The organism is Pseudomonas nitroreducens (assembly GCF_010994165.1).
GTDB lineage: Bacteria > Pseudomonadota > Gammaproteobacteria > Pseudomonadales > Pseudomonadaceae > Pseudomonas > Pseudomonas nitroreducens.
Genome location: NZ_WMBX01000006.1, coordinates 369,633 through 394,096 on the forward strand (window position 1 = coordinate 369,633; position 24,464 = coordinate 394,096).

Genomic DNA, 24,464 nt, shown 5'->3' on the forward strand with positions numbered 1-24,464 from the left:
TTATTGATTTCCCGCCAACTTCCGCAGGAAGGGGCGAGGGTCCATGGCCATCTGGCAACCATGATCTGCCGAGGCGTCCAGCCAGGCCACCAGTCGCTTTGCTGTATCGGCGTCTTCGGGTTGCTGGGTGCTGCCGAGGATGTATTCGGCCTCGGCTCTGAATTGCGCCTGAGATAGCGCAACGATCTCGGTAGAGCCTGCCCCGAAGCACTGGCTGGCGTCTTGCGGAAAGGGGTAGTAAGCCTGCGCAGGATCGCTTCCGGCGAGGGATGATGACAGCGCCCTCAACACCGCCTGATGTTCAGGACTGGCATCGTCAAACCGAAGATAGGAGCGATCGCATTTTCTGAAGTTCATGACCGCGGCAGCCACAAAACCTTTCTTTGCCCAGGACTCCAGCAGCGAGCACGCTTGGCTTCGTTTCTCGGTGTCACTGCCTGGCATATTCAGAATGAGTCGCGCTTGGAAGAGCGCGGCGGCCGGGTGCCCGAGTTCAGTGGCTTTCTGCAATTCGGCATTGGCGTTGTCTATCACCACCTCCAGTTTTCCCGCAGAGAAACCTTTGCTATCGGCGAGCATCTGCTGCGCTTGTTCCAGGCTTGAACGAGCCTGCTCATAGTGCTGCTCTGCAGCAGGAGAAAGAGTGCTGGCGAACACCGGAGCACAGTGGATTGCCAAGCCGAAGATGAAAGAAGAGACGTTAAGGGTACGCATGCTGTCCTTGTCATGGGCGGAGTTTTCCGGCGCTAGCTTGCCAGCTCTCGCCTCAATCCAGCCAGCTATGCCACGCCAGGCGAATCGCGCCGTCCTGCAGGGGCAGCAGGGTGAGGTTCGGCGCCTGGCGCAGGTCGGTGACCAGTTGGCTCCAGGCGGCGGAGTCGTCGCTGGGTTCGCGGCGCAGGGTGATGCCGAGGTTCTTCAGGGTGGTCGGGTCTGCCAGCAGGGCGTTCACGCGGGCGGACAGCTGATTGTAGGTTGCGGCGTGCATGGGAAGCCTCCAGGTCGGGATGGATGGAAAATACTGTATGTAAATACAGTATTTCTTGTAAAGGCCTGCGTGACCATCGGTAGGTGGGTTTCCGATGGGTGTGAAACCGGAAGGCTCTGGGACGGTGTCTTCAGTGGTGGGCGGCGTTTGCCTGGGAGTTCAGGCCAGGGGAGCCACGGGGTTGTTGGTTGGTCTGTCGCTATCGTTCTGAAAATGGAACGCTAGATCTGATTTTTGCCGTCTGGCGCATCAAGAGTGTCGAAATTAATCTTTGTTCCATGCAGTGACGCACTGCAGAACGAGTCCAAACCCTTTCCGGCAGCGCCGGCACCCACTGAAAGCAAATCGAGGATTTCACCATGACCAAAGCTACCTACAACCGCCTGGACAAAGACAACGCCGCTGTACTGCTGGTCGACCACCAGGCCGGTCTGCTCTCGCTGGTCCGCGACATCGATCCGGACAAGTTCAAGAACAACGTGCTGGCGCTGGGCGACCTGGCGAAGTTCTTCAACCTGCCGACCATCCTCACCACCAGCTTCGAAACCGGCCCCAACGGCCCGCTGGTTCCCGAGCTGAAAGCGCAGTTCCCGGACGCGCCGTACATTGCCCGCCCTGGCCAGATCAACGCCTGGGACAATGAGGACTTCGTGAAAGCGGTGAAGGCCACCGGCAAGAAGCAGCTGATCATCGCTGGCGTGGTGACCGAGGTGTGCGTGGCGTTCCCGGCGCTGTCGGCCCTGGCGGAAGGCTTCGACGTGTTCGTGGTGGCGGATGCGTCCGGCACCTTCAACGAGATGACCCGCGACGCCGCCTGGCGCCGGATGGAAGCGGCCGGTGCGCAGCTGATGACCTGGTTCGGCGTGGCCTGTGAGCTGCACCGCGACTGGCGCAACGATATCGAAGGGCTGGCGGCGCTGTGTTCGAATCACATTCCGGATTATCGGAATTTGATGACCAGCTACAACGCGCTGACTGCGGGCAAGTAATTCTCCCGGCACAACGAAAAGCGGAGCCTCGCATGGGGCTCCGCTTTTTCTTTTGTAGGAGCGAGCTTGCTCGCGAACCGCCGTGGCGCGGTGCCTGCTCGTAGGAGCGGACTTTGTCCGCGATGTGTCTGCTTCGCGCCTTGGTTACCCGCGTCGCACCGGCGTGCGCTTGGACTTTTTGTTTCGCCCCCTCGGGCGACCTCCTTTGGCAAACGCCCCAAAGGAGGCAAAGGTCTTGCCCCGGACATCCGGTTTTTCGCTTAGGCGAAAAATTCCCTCGTTGAATCGAAGTTTCAGGGGCACGCCGCGAAGGGCCATCCCTGGCCCATCGCGGCTCTCGCGGCATCCATGCCGCTCAACCCCTGAAACTCCAATTCAACGAGGCCTCCTGAACGGGGCGTTCGGAGTGCTCGGGTGTTTCTCTGGAAGACTTATCAAGCCAGAGCCAGAGCCAGAGCCAGAGCCAGAGCCAGAGCCAGAGCTGTGCAGTGGCTATCGAATTTCGCCTGCGCCCGGAGTTTCCATCCATATCGCAATCACGGCGGAGCACGAACGTAGGATGGCGTGGAGCGCAGCGATACCCATCAATGCCCACGCACGGACAGCATGGGCATCGCAATCTCGCGGAGCGCCGCCCGCCCCATCCTAAAACGGCCATTGCCGGGCGGCGGCAGAGTGCGGTTCGCGAGCAAGCTCGCTCCTACAAAGTTGCCGGCTCCGGCTCCGGCTCTCGCTTTGGCTTTTTGTGAGTCTTCCAGAGAAACACCCGCGCACTCCGAGTGCCCCTTTCAGGAGGCCGAAGGTGATCGGAGTTTCAGGGGTTGAGCGACATGGATGTCGCGAGAGCGCCGATGGGCCAGGGACGGCCCTTCGCCGCGGGCCCCTGAAACTCCGAAGAACCGAGGGTACTTTTCGCGAAGCGAAAAGCCGGATGGAGGGGCAAGACCTTTGCCCACTTTGGGGCGTTTGCCAAAGTGGGTCGCCCGAGGGGGCGAAACAAAAAGCCCGTGCGCACGCCGAAGCGGCGCTGAACACCTGACCACAGGCAAGAACACCGCGGACAAAGTCCGCTCCCACGTGAGACCACCGCAGTGAAGGGGCGAGCAGAGCGATGGGTATCGCTCCGCTCCACACCATCCTACGCACCACTCTCCAGCCGGGCACTCAGCTCCGGCCACTGCCGATACGGCACCCACAACACGCCTTGCCACTTCAACACCGACAACGACTCCGTCGGCCCACGCAACATTTCTCGGCGTGGCTCGCCCAGGTCAGTGCGGTGCTGGTCGCGCAGTGTCGGAATCACCTGCTGCGACAACCACTGCCGCACGCTGCGATTCTCCGGATGGAAGAAGTGAATCAACGCCGCATACACCGCCGACTCGCTGATCAGCAGCTCATCGACGTAATCGCCGCTGCCATCGCGCACCCAGGCGCGGCGGAACTGATCATCATCCAGGTTGCGCTCCACGCGCTCGGCCAGATAGGGCGAACCGATCAACCGGCCCAGGTCGTGGGCGCAGAACCAGCACTGGTCTTCCAGCAGCACGGCGCGCAGCAGGCGCTTGTGGCGGATGAATTCGGTGGGGATCAGGAACTCTTCAGACATGGCGCACCTCCGGGAAGGAGGGCGAAGAAGGCGGGTACAGCGAAGCGCCTTCGGGGCGAAGGCTGGGGGTGACAGGCATTTCCATTACCTCTACGTGATGTGGCCAGCTTTCTTAGGGCTGGGTGCCGGGAGCTAAGAAACCCCACGTAGAGGGCCGGACGTATTCCCCTTTCGGGTCTTGTATTAGCCCACTCCCGACGTCGCAGAGGGTTTTTCGAGGACGAATCAATCCAGCGTGCTCGAAAAAGCCGCTTAACTTTCGGGAGCGGTCAGGCCGCTACGTGACAGGCGTTTCTTAGGCGCCGGACGAGAGAGTAAAGGGATGAATTTCTGGCGTCAATTGCCTTCTTCTAATAAGTCTTTTGTATTCGCATGAAGACTGTTTAAGTCATTCGCTATTTCTTCTAGAGTGTTGTAATTTTTTTTGTCTATTTTTTCTAAAGTTTCTCGTATTTCTGTTAGGCGGCTCTTTAAGTATGGGTCTTTTTTAACATTGTTTTTAAGGGTCTTGTCAATCCATGATGTTAATGTTGAGAACTCATTTCGGTACTCAGTGAACGATCGGTACAGATTTTCACTGTACTCTCTTTTGTGTCCGTCAATCTCATACTTTAGGTTTGAAGGGATTGAAGTGATTGCCTCCCTTGTGTTGTCATAATTTTGAACTATTTTTGAGAATGCTTCAGTTTTTTGCTGGATCTTGCTTATTTCGCTTTGAAGCCATTCATCGAACTGGAATCCAATGAACTCTTCCTTCAATCTGTTTTCTATTTCGCCTGTGCTAATGTTGTGTATGTATATGTCTCGCTGCAGTTTGCTGAGGTTAGTGCTTTTTTGATTGCTGTTACGAATGGATTTTGCAATGAATATGCATGCCGGAATCAGGCAGATGTTAAATGCTACTTCTATGCAGGTTTGAGAGAAGTGGTTAGAAATAACGCCGTCTACAATTTTCCAGACTCCAATCCCTCCCATGCTGGCGAAAAAGAAAGCTGTACAGAGCAAAGATATGGTCGTGGGTAGATCAGTTCTCGAATTGGATATTGCTGAGGCATCCGGCATGTTTTTCTTTATTGCAATACTAATTTCAGCGGCAGCTATAAGTGAAAATAAGGCGAGAAATGCATAGCCAGATAATTTCTGATAAAAAGCTGTCTTGCTGCTATCAATGAGATACGCGTAGGCAAAGCATGATGCTATAACTGGTGCAAGTATGATGGCTATGTTTGTTGTTACTGTGATGTTTTTGTAGTTTGGAGATATTCTGTAGTCGAAGGTATTTTGTGAATTTTGTGAATAATCAATTGCCAGTATTAGAGAGCAGGCAATTATAGAGCTAATTATTGAAATGAGCTCCATGGTTTCTTGGGCGAAATCTTGAATTTGCTGTAGGGCGGCTATTTTTGAGAGTATCTGCCAGGAAATATAGATTATTCCTGCGCCAATGCCCCATAGGGTGATTCCGTTTTTGCTTTCTCGGGCTTTGTATTGCTCTTGTAGCTCTTGGATGTAGTGTTTTAGTTCTTCTCTGTTATCCATTTTTCTTCTCAATAAAAAGCCCCGCACAAAGGCGGGGCTTTTGTCTTTCTATCACTGCCCCAAAAATCCATTTCGGTCTACAGCGTTTCTAATGGTCTTGACTTGCGGTGGTGCTACTACTTCCGTCAGTCCCAGCTCAGCGCGCCGCCGGTCTGGTACTCGATCACGCGGGTCTCGAAGAAGTTCTTTTCTTTCTTCAAGTCCATGATTTCGCTCATCCACGGGAACGGGTTGCTGGTGCCCGGGTATTCCTCTTTGAGGCCGATCTGGGTCAGGCGGCGGTTGGCGATGAACTTGAGGTAGTCCTCCATCATCGCTGCGTTCATGCCCAGTACGCCGCGCGGCATGGTGTCGCGTGCGTATTCGATCTCCAGCTGGGTGCCCTGGAGGATCATCTGGGTGGCCTCGTCCTTCATCTGGGCATCCCACAGGTGCGGGTTTTCGATCTTGATCTGGTTGATCACGTCGATGCCGAAGTTCAGGTGCATGGATTCGTCGCGCAGGATGTACTGGAACTGCTCGGCGGTGCCGGTCATCTTGTTGCGGCGGCCCATGGAGAGGATCTGGGTGAAGCCGCAGTAGAAGAAGATGCCTTCCAGGACGCAGTAGTAGGCGATCAGGTTGCGCAGGAACTGGCGGTCGGTTTCCGGGGTGCCGGTCTGGAACTGCGGATCGGAGATCGAGCGGGTGTACTTCAGGCCCCAGGAGGCTTTCTTCGCGACCGAAGGAATCTCGTGGTACATGTTGAAGATTTCGCCTTCATCCATGCCCAGCGATTCGATGCAGTACTGGTAGGCGTGGGTGTGGATCGCTTCCTCGAAGGCCTGGCGCAGGATGTACTGGCGGCACTCGGGGTTGGTGATCAGGCGGTACACGGCCAGCACCAGGTTGTTGGCCACCAGGGAGTCGGCGGTGGAGAAGAAGCCGAGGTTGCGCATGACGATGCGGCGTTCGTCTTCGCTGAGGCCGTCCTTGCTCTTCCACAGGGCAATGTCGGCGTTCATGTTCACTTCCTGGGGCATCCAGTGGTTGGCGCAACCATCCAGATACTTCTGCCAGGCCCAGTCGTACTTGAAGGGTACGAGCTGGTTGAGGTCGGCGCGGGCGTTGATCATCTGCTTGTCGCCGACCTGTACGCGGGCGGCGGAGCCTTCGAGATCGTCCAGGCCTTCCTGGATGTCCAGGGCGTCGAGGGCCTGCTTGGCACGGGCGACGGCGTCGGAGTCGTTGGCGGATACGGCGCGCGCTTCTTCGACGGAGCCTGCGGCGTCGGCGTCGAGTTTGTCAGCGTTCTGCGCGGCGGCCTGGGCGACGGCCGGGGCGGCCTTGGCTTCGGTGGCGTCTTCTTTGTCGAATTCGTCCCAGCTCAGCATGGGCTTCCTCTCCTGGTTCTGTGGGCTGCTCTGTGGCGGCCTGATGTCTGATGGCGTGGTGTGCACGCTAAGAGCTTGTGCGTCTTCCGTTCACGACGGAGGAGGCTGTTGTTCTGAGGGAGACGGGGCCTTAAGAGCCCCTCACCCTAGCCCTCTCCCAGAGGGAGAGGGGACTGTGAAGCTGCGGAGTTCTGGCGGTGCCTCGGAGCGAGGCCGCGCTAGGCGCCTGGTAGGTCGGAGACCCTGAGCGTACGGCTGTACGTGATGGGGGCCGACCTGCCGGGCAACGACGCGCGGACCGTTCCGAGGACCGCTTACTCCATTACTGGCAGGCTTCGCAGTCCGGGTTGTCGATGGAGCAGGCCTGCGGTACCGGAGCCGGTTGCGGCTCGGCAGCGGCGGCTTGCAGGCCATCGTTGCCACCCGCGGACACGGCGTTCAGCTTGCCGGTGTTGATGGTGGACTTTTCGGTGCTGGTGGCGGCCAGGGCACGGAGGTAGTAGGTGGTTTTCAGGCCACGGAACCACGCCATGCGGTAGGTCACGTCCAGTTTCTTGCCCGAGGCGCCGGCGATGTAGAGGTTCAGGGACTGGGCCTGATCGATCCACTTCTGGCGGCGGCTGGCGGCGTCGACGATCCACTTGGTCTCGACTTCGAAGGCGGTGGCGTACAGGTCTTTCAGGTCTTGCGGGATGCGCTCGATCTGCTGCACGGAGCCGTCGTAGTACTTCAGGTCGTTGACCATGACCGGGTCCCACAGGCCGCGCGCTTTCAGGTCGCGAACCAGGTAGGGGTTGATCACGGTGAACTCGCCGGAGAGGTTCGATTTCACGTACAGGTTCTGGTAGGTCGGCTCGATGGACTGCGATACGCCGGTGATGTTGGCGATGGTCGCGGTCGGCGCGATGGCCATGATGTTCGAGTTACGGATGCCTTTCTGTACGCGGGCACGGACCGGAGCCCAGTCGAGGGATTCGCTGAGGTCGACGTCGATGTACTTCTGGCCACGGGCTTCGATGAGGATCTGCTGGGAGTCCAGCGGCAGGATGCCCTTGGACCACAGGGAGCCGTCGAAGGTCTCGTAGGCGCCACGCTCGTCGGCCAGGTCACAGGAAGCCTGGATGGCGAAGTAGCTCACCGCTTCCATGGACTTGTCGGCGAACTCGATGGCCGCGTCCGAGCCGTAGGCGATGTGCTGCAGGTACAGCGCGTCCTGGAAGCCCATGATGCCCAGGCCTACCGGGCGGTGCTTGAGGTTCGAGTTGCGAGCCTGCGGGACCGAGTAGTAGTTGATGTCGATAACGTTATCGAGCATGCGCACGGCGGTCTTCACGGTCTTCTCGAGCTTGGCGGTGTCCAGCTTGCCGTCGACGATGTGGTTGACCAGGTTGATCGAGCCCAGGTTGCAGACCGCGATCTCGTCCTTGTTGGTGTTCAGGGTGATCTCGGTGCACAGGTTCGAGCTGTGGACCACGCCCACGTGCTGCTGCGGGCTGCGCAGGTTGCACGGGTCCTTGAAGGTCAGCCACGGGTGGCCGGTCTCGAAGAGCATGGAGAGCATCTTGCGCCACAGGTCCTTGGCCTGGACGACCTTGAACACCTTGATCTTGTTGTACTCGGTCAGGGCTTCGTAATACTCGTAGCGCTCTTCGAAGGCCTTGCCGGTCAGATCGTGCAGGTCCGGTACTTCGGACGGGGAGAACAGGGTCCACTTGCCGTCGTCGAAGACGCGCTTCATGAACAGGTCCGGAATCCAGTTCGCGGTGTTCATGTCGTGGGTACGGCGACGGTCGTCACCGGTGTTCTTGCGCAGTTCGAGGAATTCCTCGATGTCCAGGTGCCAGGTTTCCAGGTAGGCGCAGACGGCGCCCTTGCGCTTGCCACCCTGGTTAACGGCGACGGCGGTGTCGTTCACCACTTTCAGGAAGGGGACGACGCCCTGGGATTTGCCGTTGGTGCCCTTGATGTAGGAGCCCAGCGCGCGCACCGGCGTCCAGTCGTTGCCCAGGCCACCGGCGAATTTCGACAGCATGGCATTGTCGTGGATCGCGTTGTAGATGCCCGACAGGTCGTCCGGCACGGTGGTCAGGTAGCAGGAGGACAGCTGCGGACGCAGGGTGCCGGCGTTGAACAGGGTCGGGGTCGACGACATGTAGTCGAACGAGGAGAGCAGGTTGTAGAACTCGATGGCGCGAGCTTCACGGTCCTTCTCTTCGATGGCCAGGCCCATGGCCACGCGCATGAAGAAGACCTGCGGCAGTTCGAAACGGATGCCGTCCTTGTGGATGAAGTAGCGGTCGTACAGGGTCTGCAGGCCGAGGTAGGTGAACTGCTGGTCGCGCTCGTGGTTGATCGCGGCGCCCAGTTTGGCCAGGTCGTAGCCTTTGAGCTTGCTGTCGATCAGCTCGAACTCGGAGCCCTTCTCGACGTAGGCGGCCAGGGCCTTGGCGTAGAGATCGGCCATCTCGTGGTGAGTGGCGCTCTCGGCGACGCCCAGGAAGCCCAGGGCTTCGGCGCGCAGGGTGTCCATCAGCAGGCGGGCGGTGACGTAGGAGTAGTTCGGCTCGCGCTCGACCAGGGTACGGGCGGTCATCACCAGGGCGGTGTTGACGTCCTTCTCGGCGACGCCGTCGTACAGGTTCTTCAGGGTTTCGCGTTCGATCAGGCTGCCATCGACTTCGGCCAGGCCTTCGCAGGCTTCGCGGATGATGGTCTGCAGGCGGCCCATGTCCAGCGGCTGGGTGCTGCCGTCGGCCTTGGTGATGCGGATGCTCGGGTGCGGCTGGGCGATGTCGCTGGCGTTGCCGGCAGTCTTGCGCTCGTTGGCGCGGGCTTCGCGGTAGATCACATAGTCGCGGGCGACTTTCTGCTCGCCGGCGCGCATCAGGGACAGCTCGACCTGGTCCTGGATCTCTTCGATGTGGATGGTGCCACCGGAGGGCATGCGGCGCTTGAAGGTCGCGGTGACCTGTTCGGTCAGGCGGCGCACGGTCTCATGGATGCGCGACGAGGCGGCGGCGGTGCCGCCTTCCACGGCGAGGAACGCCTTGGTGATGGCTACGGTGATCTTGTCATCGGTGTAGGGAACTACGGTGCCGTTGCGCTTGATCACGCGCAGCTGGCCGGGCGCAGTGGCGGCCAGATCCTGTGCGGATTCGGCGGCCTGCGGCGCGTTGGCCTGCGGGTTCTCGCGAGTGGTGTCGATTTGCATGGGTGGTTGTCTCCACGTTCTCGTAATTTGGTGTGTTGCTGACGCCAGAGGCGCCGTCCCGAAAATAAAGAGCAAAAAGAGCAGTCGCCCGCGATTGCAGCCGCGAGCTGGAATTCGTCTGGAACAGGGGGAATGACCCGAAGCGCCTCCCTGGCCCAACTCGGGTGCCGGCTTTACGGGCCGGGACCACAATACCTAGTGGTGTTGAACGTTACGTTGCAACACCCGTACCGCATTTCCATCGACATGAATCGCTCCTTGCGGGCTGGGCCGCCTGGCACCTCAGTACGTCTGGAATACGTTGTGGTGGAACCGGAGGAGCCGTGGAACAGGCTCGGGATTTCGACTTTCTTCTTGTGTCCGGTTCGTGGTGGCAACCCCAAGATGTAGGGGTATGCCGCAACGGGGATACAAGATAATGCGCTATGGGGGTGTTTGCAAGGCGGGGAGACGGGGAAAAGCTGTGGATAAAATGTGCATGGAATGTGGGTGAGGCGGGGTAACTCGCGCTATCCCTGATGCTGTCTGCCTTTCACCGTTCGTCGTGGTTGATGAGAGATTTTTCACACGCATCGGAGGGGCTGTGCGGGAAGGAACACTACCACAATATGTAGTGTTTCTCACCGCGCAGCCCTTGACCTTTTCGCGCAATGCCTGCTTACGCCGGTGGCGTGCCGCAGCGCTGGCAATCTGGCTACAATGCCGGCCGCTTTTGCGGGCACTCTATAGTTACTCTCTGTTAGTAAGAGTGCTCGCGCTCGCTCATGGCGCATCAGGAGGCAAGGTGGAACAAGAAGCGCGCATTCTCATCGTCGAGGACGACCAGCGACTGGCCGAGTTGACCCAGGATTACCTGGAGAGCAACGGCCTGGCGGTGTCCATCGAGTCCCACGGCGGCAGGGCGGTGGAGCGGGTGCTGGCCGAGCGGCCGGACCTGGTAGTGCTCGACCTGATGCTGCCGGGTGAGGATGGGCTGTCCATCTGCAAGCGCCTGCGCCCGGACTACGACGGGCCGATCCTGATGCTTACCGCGCGCACCGACGACATGGACCAGGTGCAGGGCCTGGAGATGGGCGCCGACGACTACGTGTGCAAGCCGGTGCGCCCGCGCGTGCTGCTGGCGCGCATCCGCGCCCTGCTGCGGCGCAGCGAGCCGGCCGAGGCCGTGCCGGCCGTTGCCGGCAAGCGCCTGACCTTCGGCAAGCTGGTGATCGACAATGCCATGCGCGAGGCCTGGCTGGACGGGCAGACCATCGAGCTGACCAGCGCCGAGTTCGACCTGCTCTGGCTGTTGGCGGCCAATGCCGGGCGCATCCTCTCCCGCGAGGAAATCTTCAATTCCCTGCGCGGCATCGAGTACGACGGCCAGGACCGCTCCATTGACGTGCGCATCTCGCGCATCCGCCCGAAGATCGGCGACGACCCGATGCACCCGCGCCTGATCAAGACGGTGCGCAGCAAGGGCTACCTGTTCGTCGGGGAGCTCTGAGCCGTGAGCGCCGTGCCACCGTTCCCCGAGCTGCACGGCGAGCGCTTCCGCCTGCGCGCCTTCATCGATGCCGACCAGCCGGCGGTATTCCGCGCGCTGTCGCACCCCGAGGTGATCCGCTACTACGGCGTCTCCTACGCGACGCTGGAAGCCACCCGCGAGCAGATGGAATGGTTCGAGCGCATCTATAACGAGAGCAGCGGCATCTGGTGGGCGATCTGCCGGCCGGACGCCCCCGAGGACATCATCGGCGGCTGCGGCTTCAACAACTGGCAGCAGGAACACCGCCGCCTGGAACTGGGCTACTGGCTGCTGCCCGAGCACTGGGGGCAGGGCGTGATGAGCGAGTGCCTGCCGCTGATCTTCCGCCATGCCTTCCAAGACATGAACGTGCACCGCATCGAGGCCGAGGTGGAGCCGGAGAACCTTGCCAGCGGCCGCTTACTGCTGCGCCAGGGCTTCACGCTGGAAGGTCGGCGGCGTGAGTGCGAGGTGAAGGACGGCGCGTTCCTCAGCCTGGACAATTACGGGTTGCTCAACTCGGAGGCAGCTGAGTGAGGCGGGCGCTGGCCCTTACCCCAACCCTCTCCCAAGGGGAGAGGGGGCTGTCCGTGCTGGCTGTCGGTTCGGTTTCATCCTGCCTGACTCGACGCCAACCGAGCGGCATTACTGTAGCGCCAGGCTTCATGCGCACTCCGCACAGTCCCCTCTCCCCCTGGGAGAGGGCTAGGGTGAGGGGGCTCCCCAGGAGTGCCGAACCCAGGGGGAATTCCCCCCGATGAAATCCATCTTCCTGCGCATCTACGGCGGCATGCTGCTGACCCTGGTGGCGGTCGCCGCGCTGGCCGTGCTGACCCTGCACCTGGTCAACGACGTGCGCGGCGAGCGCTACCGCGAGGACCTGGCGCGCGGCACCTTCCGCCTGATGGCGGACGAGCTGCTGCCCATGAGCGAGGTGGACCGCAAGCGCGCACTGAGCCAGTGGAGCCGCCTGCTGGGTATTCCGCTGAAACTCACCAGCCTGGATGCGCTGGGCATGGAAGGGCGCAGCCGGGCGCGGCTGATGAACGACCAGGTGCTGGTGCAGTCCGGCGCGCCCCATGAAGTCAAGGTGATGACCCAGGTGAGCGCGGCCGAAGGGCTGATCCTCACCGGCGAGGTGGAGCAGGTCAGCGAGCAGCTGGCGCGTGCGACCATCTACCTGCTGATGGACGAGCTCAAGCGCTACCCGGCCAGCGAGCAGCCGTATCACCTGGCGCGCATCGTCCGCGACAAGCGCTTCGGCTTCGAGGTGCACCTGCTGCGCCTGAAGGAGGTCGACCTCGACGACGACCAGAGCCGCCGGGTGGAAGAGGGCGATACGGTAATGGCGTTGGGCAAGGGCGGCGATTCGATCCGCGTGCTCTCGGGCATCCTCGACACGCCCTGGGTGCTGGAGCTGGGACCGATCTACCAGATGAATCCCTACCCGCCGCAGTTGCTGACGATCATCGTGGTCGTGGCGCTGACGCTCATCGGCCTGACCTTGTACCTGTTGATCAGCGGGCTGGAGCAGCGCCTGCGCGGCCTCGAGTCCGCCGCCACGCGCATCGCCCGTGGCAGCCTGGATACCCGCGTGGAAGTGCGCGGCGCGGACTCGGTGGGGCGCCTCGCCGGGGCCTTCAACCACATGGCCGAGCAGTTGCACCTGTTGCTGACGGTGCAGCGCGAGCTGGTGCGCGCGGTGTCCCACGAGCTGCGCACGCCGGTGGCGCGACTGCGCTTCGGGCTGGAGATGATCGAGTCCGCCGAGACCGACACGGCGCGACGCAAGTACATGGAGGGCATGGATGGCGACATCCAGGACCTCGACCAATTGGTGGACGAGATGCTCACCTACGCGCGCCTGGAGCAGGGCTCGCCGGCGCTGAGCTACCAGCGCATCGAGCTGGGCGCGCTGGTGGAACAGGTGGTGGCGGAGATCGCGCCGCTGCGCCGGGAAATCACCGTCACCTGCGAAGCGGGTGCGCTGGTGCCGTTCGACCAGGGCAGTTGGATCGAGGCCGAGCCGCGCTACCTGCATCGTGCCCTGCAGAACCTGATGACCAATGCGCTGCGCTACGCCGAAGGGCGGGTGCGGGTGAGTTACCGGGTGAGTGTGGATCGCTGCCAGGTCGACGTGGAAGACGACGGCCCTGGGGTTCCCGAAGCGCAGTGGCACCGTTTGTTCCAGCCGTTCTTCCGTGCCGACGACAGCCGCGCGCGGGTCACCGGCGGGCATGGGCTGGGGCTTTCCATCGTGCGGCGGATCATCCACTGGCACGGCGGCCGCGCGCAGATCGCCAAAAGCGAAGTGCTCGGCGGGGCATGCTTCACGCTGCTGTGGCCGCGCCGCCAGGCACCGAAGGTCGAAGACAGTATTTGATCTGTGGGTCAGAAAATGCAGAATGCTACGGCCCCATTCACGGCTGATGGCGCGCCTGCTCTGCACGAACACTTCCATTGATGTTGCTATCCCATCAGGGGTATTGCAGAGTCATCGCCATCGTTATGTAATTTTTGTTATAGCGAGCGAGAGGCACGGCCAGCCATTCCGATGCTCGATAACAACAACCCACTGGAGCCTCACCATGAAACACCGCTTCGCAAGCCTGTCCCTGCTGGTCGCTTCCTGCTTCACCCTGCACTCGGCGCTGGCCGATGAAGTGCAGGTCGCCGTGGCAGCCAACTTCACCGCGCCGATCCAGGCGATCGCCAAGGACTTCGAGAAGGACACCGGCCACAAGCTGGTCGCCGTCTACGGCGCCACCGGCCAGTTCTACACCCAGATCAAGAACGGCGCGCCGTTCGAAGTCTTCCTCGCCGCCGACGACAGCACGCCGAAGAAACTCGAAGCCGAGAAGGAAATCGTCCCCGGTTCGCGCTTCACCTATGCCATCGGCACCCTGGCACTGTGGTCGGCAAAAGACGGCTACGTCGATGCCAAGGGTGAGGTGCTGAAGAAGAACGAGTACAAGCACCTGTCCATCGCCAACCCGAAAGCCGCGCCCTACGGCCTGGCGGCTACCCAGGTGATCGACAAGCTCGGCCTCAAGGACAAGGTCGCCGGCAAGATCGTCGAAGGCCAGAACATCACCCAGGCCTTCCAGTTCGTTTCCACCGGCAACGCGGAGCTGGGCTTCGTGGCGTTGTCGCAGATCTACAAGGATGGCAAGGTGACCAGCGGTTCCGCCTGGATCGTCCCGGCTGACCTGCACGACCCGATCCGCCAGGACGCCGTGATCCTCAACAAGGCCAAGGACAGCGCCGCCGCCAAGGCGCTGGTCGATTACCTGAAAGGGCCGAAGGCCGCCGCGGTGATCAAGTCCTACGGTTACGAACTCTAAGCTTCTAAGGAACAGCGATGCCCCTCACGCAGGAGGATTTCCTGGCCATCCGGCTCACCATCGAGCTGGCCGCCCTGAGCACCCTGATCCTCCTGCTGATCGGCACACCGATCGCCTGGTGGCTGTCGCGCACCCGCTCCTGGCTCAAAGGTCCGCTGGGAGCGGTGGTGGCGCTGCCGCTGGTGCTGCCGCCGACGGTGATCGGCTTCTACCTGCTGATCACCATGGGGCCCAACGGCTTCATCGGTCAGGCGACCGAGAGCCTCGGCCTGGGGCGGCTGCCGTTCACCTTCGCCGGGCTCGTGGTGGGCTCGGTATTCTATTCGCTGCCCTTCGTGGTGCAGCCGTTGCAGAACGCTTTCGAGGCGATCGGCGACAAACCGCTGGAGGCCGCCGCCACACTGCGTGCGAGCCCCCTGGATACCTTCTTCTCGGTGGTCCTGCCGCTGGCGCGGCCGGGCTTCATCACCGCCAGCATCCTCGGCTTCGCCCATACGGTGGGTGAGTTCGGCGTGGTGCTGATGATTGGCGGCAACATTCCGGGCAAGACCCGCGTGGTGTCAATACAGATATTCGATCACGTCGAGGCCATGGAGTACGCCCAGGCGCATTGGCTGGCCGGCGGCATGGTGATCTTCTCCTTCTTCGTCCTGCTGGCGCTCTACGCGAGCCGCCGCGGCCGGTCGGCCTGGGCCTGAGGTGGGCATGCAGCAGGATATTCCCGTGCGCGCCATCGAAGCCCGCTTCCAGATTGCCTATTCGGGCTTCAGCCTGGACGTCGACCTGCAATTGCCGGGCAAGGGCGTGACTGCACTGTTCGGCCATTCCGGTTCCGGCAAGACCACCTGCCTGCGCTGCGTGGCGGGCCTTGAGCGCGCGCCGCTCGGCCGGCTGGTGGTGAATGGCGAGGTCTGGCAGGACAGCGAGACCGCTGTGTTCCTGCCGCCGCACAAGCGAGCGCTGGGCTATGTATTCCAGGACGCCAACTTGTTCGAGCACCTGTCGGTGGAGCGCAACCTTACCTACGGCATGAAGCGCGTGCCGCGCGACCAGCATCGCGTGGCGCTGAAACAGGCCACCGAGCTGCTGGGGATTGGCCATCTGCTGGAGCGCATGCCGGTGCATCTCTCCGGTGGCGAACGCCAGCGCGTCGGCATCGCTCGCGCGCTGCTGACCAGCCCGCGTCTGCTGCTGATGGATGAGCCACTGGCGGCGCTGGACCTCAAGCGCAAGGCGGAAATCCTGCCGTACCTGGAACGCCTGCACGACGAACTGGATATCCCGATCCTCTACGTCAGCCACTCGCCGGACGAAGTGGCTCGGCTGGCCGATCACCTGGTGCTGCTGGACCAGGGGCGCTCCATCGCCAGCGGTCCGGTGGTGGAAACCCTGGCGCGCACCGACCTGCCTCTCTCTCACCTGGAAGACGCCGGCGTGGTAATCGACGGCCAGGTGCTCGAGCACAACGCCGGCTACGGTCTGCTGACCCTGGCGCTACCGCACTGCGAGCAACGCATCCGCCTGGCCCACGCACCGATGGACAAGGGCCGGGCGCTGCGCATCAAGGTGCAGGCGCGGGATGTCAGTCTGAGCCTGGAGCCGGCGGCGCACAGCAGTATCCTCAACGTCTTGCCGGCGACGGTGGTCGAGATAGTGCCGACGGAGAACCCGGCGCACCTGCTGGTGAAACTCGACGTGGCCGGAACGCTTCTGCTCGCCCGCATCACGCGCTACTCCCACGACCACCTCGGGTTGCAGACGGGGCAGGCGGTTTGGGCGCAGATCAAGTCGGTGGCGTTATTGGCCTGATTGGCTCAGAAGCTCCCCTCGGGAGTACCTGTCTGCGAAAGTTCGTGCTTGGGATTTCCCTCTCCCTTCAGGGGAGGGCCGAGCCCGGGCCTATTTCATAGGGACAAGCGAGCCATGCCAGCGATCCTGCGCATGGCGCGCTCCTACAGGTTGGCGCCGTGCCGGACCGATTGGCTGCTGCCCTTGACCGAAGGAATCGCTACCAGGCTCAACAAACGGCCATCGAACAGGCTGAACTGCCCATCGATCTCCTGGCCATGGTGCCACTCCTCGGACAGGTCGGTGAGCAAGCGTAGACGTGCGTGGCCACCGGCGGACCAGCTCAGCAGCTCGGCGTGCTCGAAGTAGAAACGCTTGCGCACCAGCGGGAAGAGCGCCTTGAACAGGCTCTCCTTGAGGGAAAAGGTGAGGGTGACCTGCAGTGCCGCCTGCTGCGGGTCGAGGCGCGCCAGTTCGTCGGGCGTCAGGATTTCCGCGGCCAGTCGCTCCGCTCGCGTGGTTTCCAGGCGGTTTTCCACGTCCAGTCCGAGCCCGCGCCAGTGGCTGTCACGGGCGACTATTGCCGCGGCCCAACCGTCGCCATGGGTGATCGAGCCACAGAAGCCTGCCGGCCAGACCGGCGCTCGCTCTTCATCCGTACCGGGCACCCAGGCCGCGCTGCCTGCGGCCAGCAACGCTTCACGGGCGCAGATTCGCCCGGCCAGGTACTCGGCCTGACGCTTGGCAACGGAACGCTGGATATTGGCCGGCGCCTCGACGCGGCTCAGCGCGAAGTCCCCGGCCTGCAGACGCTGACGGTCGAAACGGGTGCTGCGGATCTGGCAGCCGTCCAGAAGGGTGGGTAGCGGCCAGTCGGCGTCGAGTGGGGTGCAGAAGTCGGGAAGGGCGGTCATGGGAACATTCTGCCGCGCCAGAACGTGGCCCACCAGTCACGCGGCACTTACATTCGTTTGCAAACCTTCACCAAAGGCGTACGGATTCATCCGACAAGCTTTGACACACTGCGCCCCGCGTTCCCAAGGGGACGCAGGTGAGGTTGTTGTTGGAGTGCCGCCACGGTGGGCTCCGACCTTTACACTTGATTGAGTGCGGGAGCCCGAATGGGCTCCCGTTTTTTATTGCCCGGCGTTTTTACGCGCCCTCGGGCTTCACGTCGAAGATTTCCTTGAAGAAGGCCTGCAGGTCCGCCCAGGACTTCTGGTCGGCAGTCTTGTCGTAGCCCACGTCCAGGCCATGGCCCTTGTGCTTGTCGGCGTCCGGGCTGGTGAAGCTGTGCTTGGCGCCGGGCTGGACCACCAGCTTGTAGTCGGCCTTGGCGTTGTCCATCTCGGCCTTGAAGGCTGCGACGCTCTCGGCCGGCACCAGGGTGTCGGCGCCGCCATGTTCGACCAGGATCCTTGCCTTGATCGCCCCCGGTTGCGCCGGCGTCTGGGTCGCCAGCACGCCGTGGAAGCTGGCCACGCCGGCCAGCGGCAGGCCGGCGCGGGCCATGTCCAGCACCACCTTGCCGCCGAAGCAGTAGCCGATCGCGGCGATCTTGCTCGGGTCGGTCTGCGGCTGCTTCTTCAGCAGTTCCAGCCCGGCCTGGAAGCGTGCCTTGGCCGCGTCGGCGTTCTTCAGCGCCTCGGCCATGAAGGCCTTGGCATCATTGGGGTGGTCGGTGTGCTTGCCGTTGCCGTACATATCGATGGCCAGTGCGCTGTAGCCCAGTGCGGCGAGATCGCGGGCGCGGCGCTTGGCGTAGTCGTTCAGTCCCCAGAACTCATGGACGACGATGACACCGGGGCGAATGCCGGATTTGGCGTCGTCATAGGCGAAGTAGCCGATCATCTTCGTGCCGTCAGTGGATTCGTAGGGAATTTCCTGGGTCTTGATCGCGGCGGAAGCGCTGGCCGCGAAGGCGAACAGCAGCAGGGCGGTGAGCAGGCGCATGGCGAGACTCCTGAGCGGGGAACATTGACGATAGCCGCTGACGCGGAAAACGCCCGTGTATCGTACGCGCAGCCGCTCAAGGGCGCGGTTGCCGGCTGGACGATAGACGCCCGGACCAGTGAAAAGTCCGGCAGCCTCGTCTACCCTTGCGCCCATGTCCTGACCCGCGAAGCGATAGGCCGATGTTGGACCTGAGCACCTGGAATCTGACCATTCCCCAACGCGGCCCGGCCGCGACCATTTCCACGGCGAAACTCGGCCGTGACTACGAGAGCCCGTATTTTCGCCGCAGCGCCGATGGCGTGGAGTTCTGGGTGCCGGTGAACGGCGCTCACACCAGCGGCAGCGAATATCCCCGCACCGAATTGCGCGAGACCAGGCCGGACGGCCGCCTGGTGACCTGGCGCTACCCGTTGGCGGAGAACCAGATGGTCGCCACCCTGCGCGTGGAGGCCGTGCCGTCCAGCCGGCGCATGGTGATCGGGCAGATCCACAGCAATGGCAGCGGCAGCGCCGAGGCCCTGCCGCTGGTCAAGCTGGTCTACCAGCAGCGCCTGGACAAGGCGCGGGTACAGGCGCTGGTTCGCGATCGGCCTGACGACATGACCACGCGCACCTATACCGTCTATGACGGCATCCCCCTGGGCGATACCTTTACCTACCGGCTGGGCGTGTCCAGCAGCGGGGTGCTGAGCGTGCAGGTCCAGGATGGCCAGGTCAGTCAGCAACTGGATACGAAATGGGCCTATCAGGGCCTGTACTTCAAGGCAGGCCTCTACCTGCAGGACAATCGCGGGCCCGCCAGCGAGGGCGGGCGCGCTACCTTCACCGATCTGAGCATTCGACACCAATGAAGACTTCCTCCATCGCGCGTCGCGCTTCCCTGGCCTTGTCTCTGCTGCTGCCGGCGGCACTGGCGCAGGCTGCGCAGGGCGACGATTTCGGTTCCTGCCTGAACCGCCTGCAGGGCGCTGCCCAGGCCAAGGGCGTCAGCGCTGCCAGTTTTGCGCAGTTCACCCAGGGCCTGCAGCCGGACATGACCGTGCTGCCACTGCTCGATGCGCAACCGGAGTTCACCACGCCGATCTGGGACTACCTGGCCGGGCTGGTGGACGACCAGCGCGTCGCCGACGGCAAGGCGCGCATGGCCGAGCACGCCGACCTGCTGCGCAAGGTCGCCGCGCGCTATCAGGTCGACCCGGCGACTGTGGTCGCGGTGTGGGGAGTGGAAAGCGATTACGGGCGCATCACCGGTAAGCGCCCGCTGCTGGTGTCGTTGTCCACGCTGTCCTGCTACGGGCGGCGACAGTCGTTCTTCCAGGGCGAGTTCATTGCCACTCTGAAGCTGCTGCAGCAGGGCGATATCCGTGACAGCGGGATCACCGGTTCCTGGGCTGGCGCCTTTGGCCAGACGCAGTTCATGCCGTCGACCTATGCGCGCATCGCCGAGGACTTCGACGGCGACGGCCACCGCGATCTGGTGGGCAGCACCGCCGACGCCCTGGCGTCCACTGCCAATTACCTGCGCAAGGCTGGCTGGCGCGAAGGACAGCCCTGGGGCTACGAGGTGAAACTGCCGGCGGGCTTCGATGCCTCGCTGGCCGGGCGCACCAAGCGCCGGGCGCTGTCCGACTGGACCAGCCGTGGCGTGAAGCGCATCGACGGCCAGCCGATTCCGAGCATCGACTCGAAGGCCGCCATCCTGCTGCCGGCCGGCGCCAACGGGCCGGCCTTCCTGGTCCTGCGCAACTACGACGCGATCTATTCCTACAACGCGGCGGAAAGCTACGCGCTGGCCATCGCCCTGCTGTCGGATCGCCTGCGCGGCGAGCCCGGTTTGCGCACCGCCTGGCCGACCGACGATCCGGGGCTGAGCCGGGCACAGCGCAAGGAGTTGCAGGAGCTGCTGATCCAGCGCGGCTACGACATCGGCCAGGCGGATGGAATGATCGGCGACGTGACGCGCAAGGCGATCCAGCAGGAGCAGAACAAGCTGGGCCTGACGCCGGCAGATGGGCGTGCAGGGCAAAAGATTCTGAAGGCGCTGAAGGGCGGTTGATTGATCCCTTCTGACTCAAGTGAAGCCCCGGCACTGGCCGGGGCTTTTCGTTTGTGGCGGAGATGGGGTCGGTGTCGCCGGAGTCCGCTCCCCACGGGAGAGCAGGCCCAGGTGGGAGCGAGCGTTGTCCGTGATCGGGCGTCAGGCAAGGCTTAATCCCAGCCCTTCACCCCCGTCATGTCCGGCAGGTGGTGGGCGATGCCCTTGTGGCAATCGATGCACGTGGCCTCGCCCGAGGCCAGGGCGGTGGAGTGCATCTGTCGGGCGCGCTGGCTCTGGCGGGTGAAGTCCATGAACTGGAAGTTGTGGCAGTTGCGGCATTCCAGTGAGTCATTGGCCTTCAGGCGTGCCCATTCGTGTTCGGCCAGTTCGCGGCGATGGTCGAGGAACTTCTCCCGTGTGTTGATGGTGCCGAAGATCTTGCCCCAGACCTCCTTGGACGCCTGCATCTTGCGGGCGATCTTGTCGGTCCACTTGTGCGGCACGTGGCAGTCCGGGCAGGTGGCGCGCACACCGGAACGGTTGGTGTAGTGGATGGTGTCCTTGAGTTCGGCAAAGACGTTGTCGCGCATCTCGTGGCATGAGGTGCAGAACTGCTCGGAGTTGGTGGCCTCCAGCGCGGTGTTGAAGCCGCCCCAGAAGATGATCCCGGCGATGAACCCGGCCAGTGTCAGGAAGCCCAGGCTGTAATGCACGCTGGGCCGGCGCAGGACGACCCAGTAACCCTTGAGCCAGGCGAATAGTGCTTTCATGACGCCTCCTCAGGGGTTGCCGGTGGATGTGCCATCGTCGTTGCTGGCGGACTTCCCGGCGGCCGCGTCGCGCTGGAGGATCTTGTCGATATCCTCGAAGGTGTTGCCCACCAGCGGTTGCACGTCCTTCTGCGGCACGTGGCATTGCACGCAGAAGTATCTCCGGGGCGCCACGGCCGCCAGCGCCTGGCCGTCGCGATCCATGTAGTGGGTGATGCTGATCATCGGCGCCTGCACCCGCGCGCTGTTGGCGCGGCTGTGGCATGACAGGCACTTGTTGGAGTTGGTGTCGATGCGGTAGCCGGCGATGGTATGGGGGATGGTCGGCGGCTGTTCCGGATAGGCGCGTTCGCGGCGGATGTCCTTGTTCTCGTCGGCAGCGAGCGGCGGCGCCGGGCGGTCTTCGGCGATGGTGCCGCCGGGGCGGCGGCCATCCGGGGCCGGGGCGTCCAGCGGGTAGTTGACGTCGTCAGCCAGCGCCGGAAGGGCGAAGAGCAGCAGGAGCAGGACGGGCAGTATCGGTTTCATCGCGCGTTCCTCAGGCCAGGCTGACCAGTTCGATGCGCACCGCGCATTTCTTGTAGTCGGTCTGCTTGGAGATCGGGTCGGTGGCGTCCAGCGTGACCTTGTTGATCAGCTTGTTGGCATCGAAGAAAGGCACGAACACCAGTCCCTGCGGCGGCTTGTTGCGCCCGCGGGTCTCGATGCGCGCGCGGATCTCGCCGCGCCGGCTGATCACCTTCACCTCGCTGCCCCGGCGCATCTTCAGGTCGCGCGCATCGTCGGGGTGCATGTACACCACGGCGTCGGGCACGGCCTTGTAGAGCTCCGGCACGCGCTGGGTCATCGAACCGGTGTGCCAGTGTTCGAGCACGCGGCCGGTGGAGAGCCAGAAGGGATATTCCTTGTCCGGGGCCTCGGCCGGCGGCTCGTAGGGCAGGGCGAAGATGATCGCCTTCTTGTCCGGGTAGCCGTAGAACTGTACGCCGCTGCCGGCGGTGACGTAGGGGTCGTAGCCCTCGCGGTAGCGCCAGCGGGTCTCCTTGCCGTCGACCACCGGCCAGCGCAGGCCGCGCGCCTCGTGATAGGCGTCGAAGGGCGCGAGGTCGTGACCGTGGCCACGGCCGAAGCTGGCGTACTCCTCGAACAGCCCCTTCTGGATATAGAAGCCGAAGGCCTTGGCCTCGTCGTTCTCGAAGCCCTTGGTGATCTCGTCGTTGTCGTACGCGTCCACCTGGCCGTTCTTGTACAGCACCTCGTAGAGCGTCTTGCCCTTGAGTTGCGGCGCCTTCGCCAGCAGCTCGGCGGGCCAGACCTCGTCGGTGGTGAAGCGCTTGGAGAACTCCACCAGCTGCCAGAGATCGGATTTCGCTTCGCCCGGTGCCTTCACCAACTGGTGCCAGAACTGCGTGCGGCGCTCGGCATTGCCGTAAGCACCTTCCTTCTCCACCCACATGGCGCTGGGCAGGATCAGGTCCGCCGCCTGTGCCGAAACGGTGGGGTAGACATCGGAGACGATCACGAAGTTTTCCGGGTTGCGCCAGCCCGGTAGCACCTCCTGCATGATGTTCGGCCCGGCGTGCATGTTGTTGCAGACCTGGGTCCAGTAGACGTTGAGCACGCCGTCCTTGAGCATCCGGCTCTGCTGTACGGCGTGGAAGCCGATCTTTTCCTGGATGGTGCCGGCGGGCACTTTCCAGATTTTCTCGGCGGTTTCGCGGTGTTTCGGGTTGGTTACCACCAGGTCCGCCGGCAGGCGGTGGGCGAAGGTGCCGACCTCGCGCGCGGTGCCGCAGGCCGAGGGTTGGCCGGTGAGCGAGAAGGGGCTGTTGCCCGGCTCGCTGATCTTCCCGGTGAGCAGGTGGATGTTGTAGATCAGGTTGTTTGCCCAGACCCCGCGGGTGTGCTGGTTGAAGCCCATGGTCCAGAACGACACCACCTTGCGTTTCGGGTCGGCGTACAGCTCGGCCAGGGCCTTCAGGCGCTCGGCCGGCACACCGGTTTCCTTGGCAGTGCGCTCCAGGGTGTAGGGTTTGACGAAGGCGGCGAATTCATCGAAGCCGATGTCGCTCCAGGTGTTGGCCTTGTCCGCGTTCTTCGCCTTCTTCTCCAGCGGGTTATCCGGGCGCAGGCCGTAGCCGATGTCCTCGGCGCCATGGGCGAAGCGGGTGTGCTTGTCGACGAAGTCGCGGTTCACGGCGCCGCTTTCGATGATGTGGTTGGCGATGTAGTTGAGGATGTACAGGTCGGTCTGCGGCTTGAACACCATGGGGATGTCGGCCAGGTCGAAGCTGCGATGCTCGAAGGTCGACAGCACGGCCACCTTGACCTGCCCTGCGCTCAGGCGGCGGTCGGTGACCCGCGACCAGAGCACCGGGTGCATCTCGGCCATGTTCGAGCCCCAGAGCACGAAGGTGTCGGTGGCCTCGATGTCGTCGTAGCAGCCCATCGGCTCGTCCATGCCGAAGCTGCGCATGAAGCCCATCACCGCCGAGGCCATGCAGTGCCGCGCGTTGGGGTCGATGTTGTTGCTGCGCAGGCCGGCCTTGAACAGCTTGTTGGCGGCGTAGCCTTCCCAGACCGTCCATTGCCCGGAGCCGAACATGCCCACCGAGGTGGGGCCCTTGGCCTTGAGTGCGGCCTTGAACTTCTCGGCCATGATGTCGAAGGCGGCGTCCCAGCTGATCGGCTGGAACTCGCCCTGCTTGTCGAACTTGCCATCCTTCATGCGCAGCAGTGGCCGGGTCAGGCGATCGCTGCCGTACATGATCTTGGACAGGAAGTAGCCCTTCACGCAGTTGATCCCGCGGTTGACCTCGGCCTTGATGTCGCCGTGGGTGGCGACCACCTTGTTGTCGCGGGTGGCGACCATCACGCTGCAGCCGGTGCCGCAGAAGCGGCATGGCGCCTTGTTCCAGTCCAGGCGGGTCATGTCCGCCTCGGTGACCAGGTTGCTGGCGGAGCTCAGGATCGGCAGGCCGGCGGCGGCCGCGGCAATGGCGGCGGCGTTGGCCTTGGCGAACTGGCGGCGGGTCAGGTTCATCGTGCACCTCCGGCCTGGGCCAGCTCGGGTTGGGGTTCTCTCTGCAGGGCTTCCGGCGACTCGACGACTTCGTGGTAGATCAGCACCGCGTTGAGAACGCCGGGCAGGTTCTGGATGGCATTGAGGTTGTCGAGGATGCTTGCCTCATGCTCGGCTTCGAGCAGCACGACCAGCTTTCCCTGGGCGCTCTGCTGATGGACTTCCAGGTTCGGCAGGCGCAGCAGGTTGGCCTTCACCGCTTCGAGCAGCTCGGGGCGCGTGTGCACGATCAGGCTGGCGATCTGGATGCTCTCGGGCATCTGGGTC

General features: G+C 62.8%; 21 protein-coding genes. 9 read left to right on the forward strand and 12 right to left on the reverse strand.

Going from position 1 to position 24,464, the window contains the following annotated elements; translation table 11 throughout:
• Both GJV37_RS25550 and GJV37_RS25555 read right to left on the reverse strand, forming a co-directional pair.
• Complete coding sequence (locus GJV37_RS25550) at nucleotides 1-714, reverse strand: hypothetical protein (RefSeq protein WP_169887419.1); 714 nt, start codon at nucleotides 712-714, stop codon at nucleotides 1-3.
• A gap of 52 nt (nucleotides 715-766) precedes the next feature.
• Nucleotides 767-988 carry a DUF1654 domain-containing protein gene (locus GJV37_RS25555; protein WP_024763117.1) on the reverse strand — a complete coding sequence of 74 codons (222 nt, stop codon included), beginning with the start codon at nucleotides 986-988 and terminating at the stop codon, nucleotides 767-769.
• 359 nt (nucleotides 989-1,347) lie between these two features.
• Between GJV37_RS25555 and ycaC the strand changes: the two genes are divergently transcribed.
• Nucleotides 1,348-1,977, forward strand: a complete 630-nt coding sequence (gene ycaC / locus GJV37_RS25560) for an isochorismate family cysteine hydrolase YcaC (RefSeq protein WP_170859732.1) — start codon at nucleotides 1,348-1,350, stop codon at nucleotides 1,975-1,977.
• Nucleotides 1,978-3,115: 1,138 nt separating this feature from the next.
• Here ycaC and GJV37_RS25565 read toward each other — a convergent pair.
• The 4 genes from GJV37_RS25565 to GJV37_RS25580 all read right to left on the reverse strand — a co-directional run bounded on the left by GJV37_RS25565 (nucleotide 3,116) and on the right by GJV37_RS25580 (nucleotide 9,709).
• Nucleotides 3,116-3,586, reverse strand: a complete 471-nt coding sequence (locus GJV37_RS25565) for a BRO-N domain-containing protein (RefSeq protein ID WP_193453067.1) — start codon at nucleotides 3,584-3,586, stop codon at nucleotides 3,116-3,118.
• A 336-nt stretch (nucleotides 3,587-3,922) separates the two neighbouring features.
• Nucleotides 3,923-5,125 (reverse strand): hypothetical protein, encoded by a 1,203-nt coding sequence (locus tag GJV37_RS25570; RefSeq protein WP_193453068.1) that lies wholly within the window; start codon nucleotides 5,123-5,125, stop codon nucleotides 3,923-3,925.
• A 125-nt stretch (nucleotides 5,126-5,250) separates the two neighbouring features.
• Nucleotides 5,251-6,498, reverse strand: a complete 1,248-nt coding sequence (locus GJV37_RS25575) for a ribonucleotide-diphosphate reductase subunit beta (RefSeq protein ID WP_024763120.1) — start codon at nucleotides 6,496-6,498, stop codon at nucleotides 5,251-5,253.
• 322 nt (nucleotides 6,499-6,820) lie between these two features.
• On the reverse strand, nucleotides 6,821-9,709 hold the full coding sequence (locus tag GJV37_RS25580) for a ribonucleoside-diphosphate reductase subunit alpha (protein WP_038803422.1): 2,889 nt from the start codon (nucleotides 9,707-9,709) through the stop codon (nucleotides 6,821-6,823).
• A 784-nt stretch (nucleotides 9,710-10,493) separates the two neighbouring features.
• Here GJV37_RS25580 and GJV37_RS25585 point away from each other — a divergent pair.
• The 6 genes from GJV37_RS25585 to modC all read left to right on the forward strand — a co-directional run bounded on the left by GJV37_RS25585 (nucleotide 10,494) and on the right by modC (nucleotide 16,372).
• Nucleotides 10,494-11,198: a response regulator gene (locus GJV37_RS25585; RefSeq protein ID WP_065086427.1), complete on the forward strand. Its 705-nt coding sequence runs from the start codon at nucleotides 10,494-10,496 to the stop codon at nucleotides 11,196-11,198.
• 3 nt (nucleotides 11,199-11,201) lie between these two features.
• A complete protein-coding gene (locus GJV37_RS25590) occupies nucleotides 11,202-11,756 on the forward strand; it encodes a GNAT family N-acetyltransferase (RefSeq protein ID WP_170859730.1) in 555 nt (184 codons plus the stop codon).
• 220 nt (nucleotides 11,757-11,976) lie between these two features.
• Nucleotides 11,977-13,602 (forward strand): ATP-binding protein, encoded by a 1,626-nt coding sequence (locus GJV37_RS25595; protein WP_205896496.1) that lies wholly within the window; start codon nucleotides 11,977-11,979, stop codon nucleotides 13,600-13,602.
• Nucleotides 13,603-13,807: 205 nt separating this feature from the next.
• Entirely contained in the window at nucleotides 13,808-14,563 is a 756-nt protein-coding gene (modA, locus tag GJV37_RS25600) for a molybdate ABC transporter substrate-binding protein (RefSeq protein WP_170859729.1), read from the forward strand.
• 17 nt (nucleotides 14,564-14,580) lie between these two features.
• Nucleotides 14,581-15,261, forward strand: coding sequence for a molybdate ABC transporter permease subunit (gene modB, locus GJV37_RS25605; RefSeq protein ID WP_170859728.1), 681 nt, complete (start codon nucleotides 14,581-14,583; stop codon nucleotides 15,259-15,261).
• 7 nt (nucleotides 15,262-15,268) lie between these two features.
• Nucleotides 15,269-16,372, forward strand: coding sequence for a molybdenum ABC transporter ATP-binding protein (gene modC / locus GJV37_RS25610; protein WP_037017925.1), 1,104 nt, complete (start codon nucleotides 15,269-15,271; stop codon nucleotides 16,370-16,372).
• A gap of 143 nt (nucleotides 16,373-16,515) precedes the next feature.
• Here modC and GJV37_RS25615 read toward each other — a convergent pair whose 3' ends face one another.
• Entirely contained in the window at nucleotides 16,516-17,265 is a 750-nt protein-coding gene (locus GJV37_RS25615) for a 4'-phosphopantetheinyl transferase family protein (RefSeq protein ID WP_084358928.1), read from the reverse strand.
• A gap of 238 nt (nucleotides 17,266-17,503) precedes the next feature.
• Nucleotides 17,504-18,304, reverse strand: coding sequence for a dienelactone hydrolase family protein (locus GJV37_RS25620; RefSeq protein ID WP_193453069.1), 801 nt, complete (start codon nucleotides 18,302-18,304; stop codon nucleotides 17,504-17,506).
• 182 nt (nucleotides 18,305-18,486) lie between these two features.
• On the opposite strand from GJV37_RS25620, the gene GJV37_RS25625 reads away from it, so the two are divergent.
• On the forward strand, nucleotides 18,487-19,158 hold the full coding sequence (locus GJV37_RS25625) for a polysaccharide lyase family 7 protein (protein WP_084358930.1): 672 nt from the start codon (nucleotides 18,487-18,489) through the stop codon (nucleotides 19,156-19,158).
• Nucleotides 19,155-20,363 (forward strand): lytic murein transglycosylase, encoded by a 1,209-nt coding sequence (locus tag GJV37_RS25630; RefSeq protein ID WP_193453070.1) that lies wholly within the window; start codon nucleotides 19,155-19,157, stop codon nucleotides 20,361-20,363. Before GJV37_RS25625 ends, GJV37_RS25630 begins: the two co-directional genes overlap by 4 nt.
• 152 nt (nucleotides 20,364-20,515) lie before the next feature.
• On the opposite strand, the gene GJV37_RS25635 is transcribed toward GJV37_RS25630, so the two are convergent.
• From GJV37_RS25635 to GJV37_RS25650, 4 genes are read right to left on the reverse strand one after another with little or no spacing between them, the layout of a single operon-like run.
• Nucleotides 20,516-21,115 carry a cytochrome c3 family protein gene (locus tag GJV37_RS25635; protein ID WP_024763129.1) on the reverse strand — a complete coding sequence of 200 codons (600 nt, stop codon included), beginning with the start codon at nucleotides 21,113-21,115 and terminating at the stop codon, nucleotides 20,516-20,518.
• 9 nt (nucleotides 21,116-21,124) lie between these two features.
• The gene (locus GJV37_RS25640; protein WP_065086422.1) at nucleotides 21,125-21,643 is read right to left on the reverse strand and encodes a nitrate reductase cytochrome c-type subunit; all 519 of its coding nucleotides are present in this window, start codon (nucleotides 21,641-21,643) and stop codon (nucleotides 21,125-21,127) included.
• A gap of 10 nt (nucleotides 21,644-21,653) precedes the next feature.
• Nucleotides 21,654-24,158 carry a nitrate reductase catalytic subunit NapA gene (gene napA / locus GJV37_RS25645; RefSeq protein WP_065086421.1) on the reverse strand — a complete coding sequence of 835 codons (2,505 nt, stop codon included), beginning with the start codon at nucleotides 24,156-24,158 and terminating at the stop codon, nucleotides 21,654-21,656.
• Entirely contained in the window at nucleotides 24,155-24,457 is a 303-nt protein-coding gene (locus GJV37_RS25650; RefSeq protein WP_054910886.1) for a chaperone NapD, read from the reverse strand. The genes napA and GJV37_RS25650 overlap by 4 nt, the downstream gene beginning before the upstream one ends.
• Nucleotides 24,458-24,464: the final 7 nt, after the last annotated feature.

Coding starts and splice junctions, on each gene's coding strand:
- GJV37_RS25625 (WP_084358930.1), top strand. CDS start 18,487: ATGTTGGACCTGAGCACCTGGAATCTGACCATTCCCCAACGCGGCCCG.
- ycaC (WP_170859732.1), top strand. CDS start 1,348: ATGACCAAAGCTACCTACAACCGCCTGGACAAAGACAACGCCGCTGTA.
- napA (WP_065086421.1), bottom strand. CDS start 24,158: ATGAACCTGACCCGCCGCCAGTTCGCCAAGGCCAACGCCGCCGCCATT.
- GJV37_RS25565 (WP_193453067.1), bottom strand. CDS start 3,586: ATGTCTGAAGAGTTCCTGATCCCCACCGAATTCATCCGCCACAAGCGC.
- GJV37_RS25550 (WP_169887419.1), bottom strand. CDS start 714: ATGCGTACCCTTAACGTCTCTTCTTTCATCTTCGGCTTGGCAATCCAC.
- GJV37_RS25635 (WP_024763129.1), bottom strand. CDS start 21,115: ATGAAAGCACTATTCGCCTGGCTCAAGGGTTACTGGGTCGTCCTGCGC.
- modA (WP_170859729.1), top strand. CDS start 13,808: ATGAAACACCGCTTCGCAAGCCTGTCCCTGCTGGTCGCTTCCTGCTTC.
- modB (WP_170859728.1), top strand. CDS start 14,581: ATGCCCCTCACGCAGGAGGATTTCCTGGCCATCCGGCTCACCATCGAG.
- GJV37_RS25580 (WP_038803422.1), bottom strand. CDS start 9,709: ATGCAAATCGACACCACTCGCGAGAACCCGCAGGCCAACGCGCCGCAG.
- GJV37_RS25575 (WP_024763120.1), bottom strand. CDS start 6,498: ATGCTGAGCTGGGACGAATTCGACAAAGAAGACGCCACCGAAGCCAAG.
- modC (WP_037017925.1), top strand. CDS start 15,269: ATGCAGCAGGATATTCCCGTGCGCGCCATCGAAGCCCGCTTCCAGATT.
- GJV37_RS25650 (WP_054910886.1), bottom strand. CDS start 24,457: ATGCCCGAGAGCATCCAGATCGCCAGCCTGATCGTGCACACGCGCCCC.
- GJV37_RS25555 (WP_024763117.1), bottom strand. CDS start 988: ATGCACGCCGCAACCTACAATCAGCTGTCCGCCCGCGTGAACGCCCTG.
- GJV37_RS25595 (WP_205896496.1), top strand. CDS start 11,977: ATGAAATCCATCTTCCTGCGCATCTACGGCGGCATGCTGCTGACCCTG.
- GJV37_RS25615 (WP_084358928.1), bottom strand. CDS start 17,265: ATGACCGCCCTTCCCGACTTCTGCACCCCACTCGACGCCGACTGGCCG.
- GJV37_RS25640 (WP_065086422.1), bottom strand. CDS start 21,643: ATGAAACCGATACTGCCCGTCCTGCTCCTGCTGCTCTTCGCCCTTCCG.
- GJV37_RS25570 (WP_193453068.1), bottom strand. CDS start 5,125: ATGGATAACAGAGAAGAACTAAAACACTACATCCAAGAGCTACAAGAG.
- GJV37_RS25620 (WP_193453069.1), bottom strand. CDS start 18,304: ATGCGCCTGCTCACCGCCCTGCTGCTGTTCGCCTTCGCGGCCAGCGCT.
- GJV37_RS25630 (WP_193453070.1), top strand. CDS start 19,155: ATGAAGACTTCCTCCATCGCGCGTCGCGCTTCCCTGGCCTTGTCTCTG.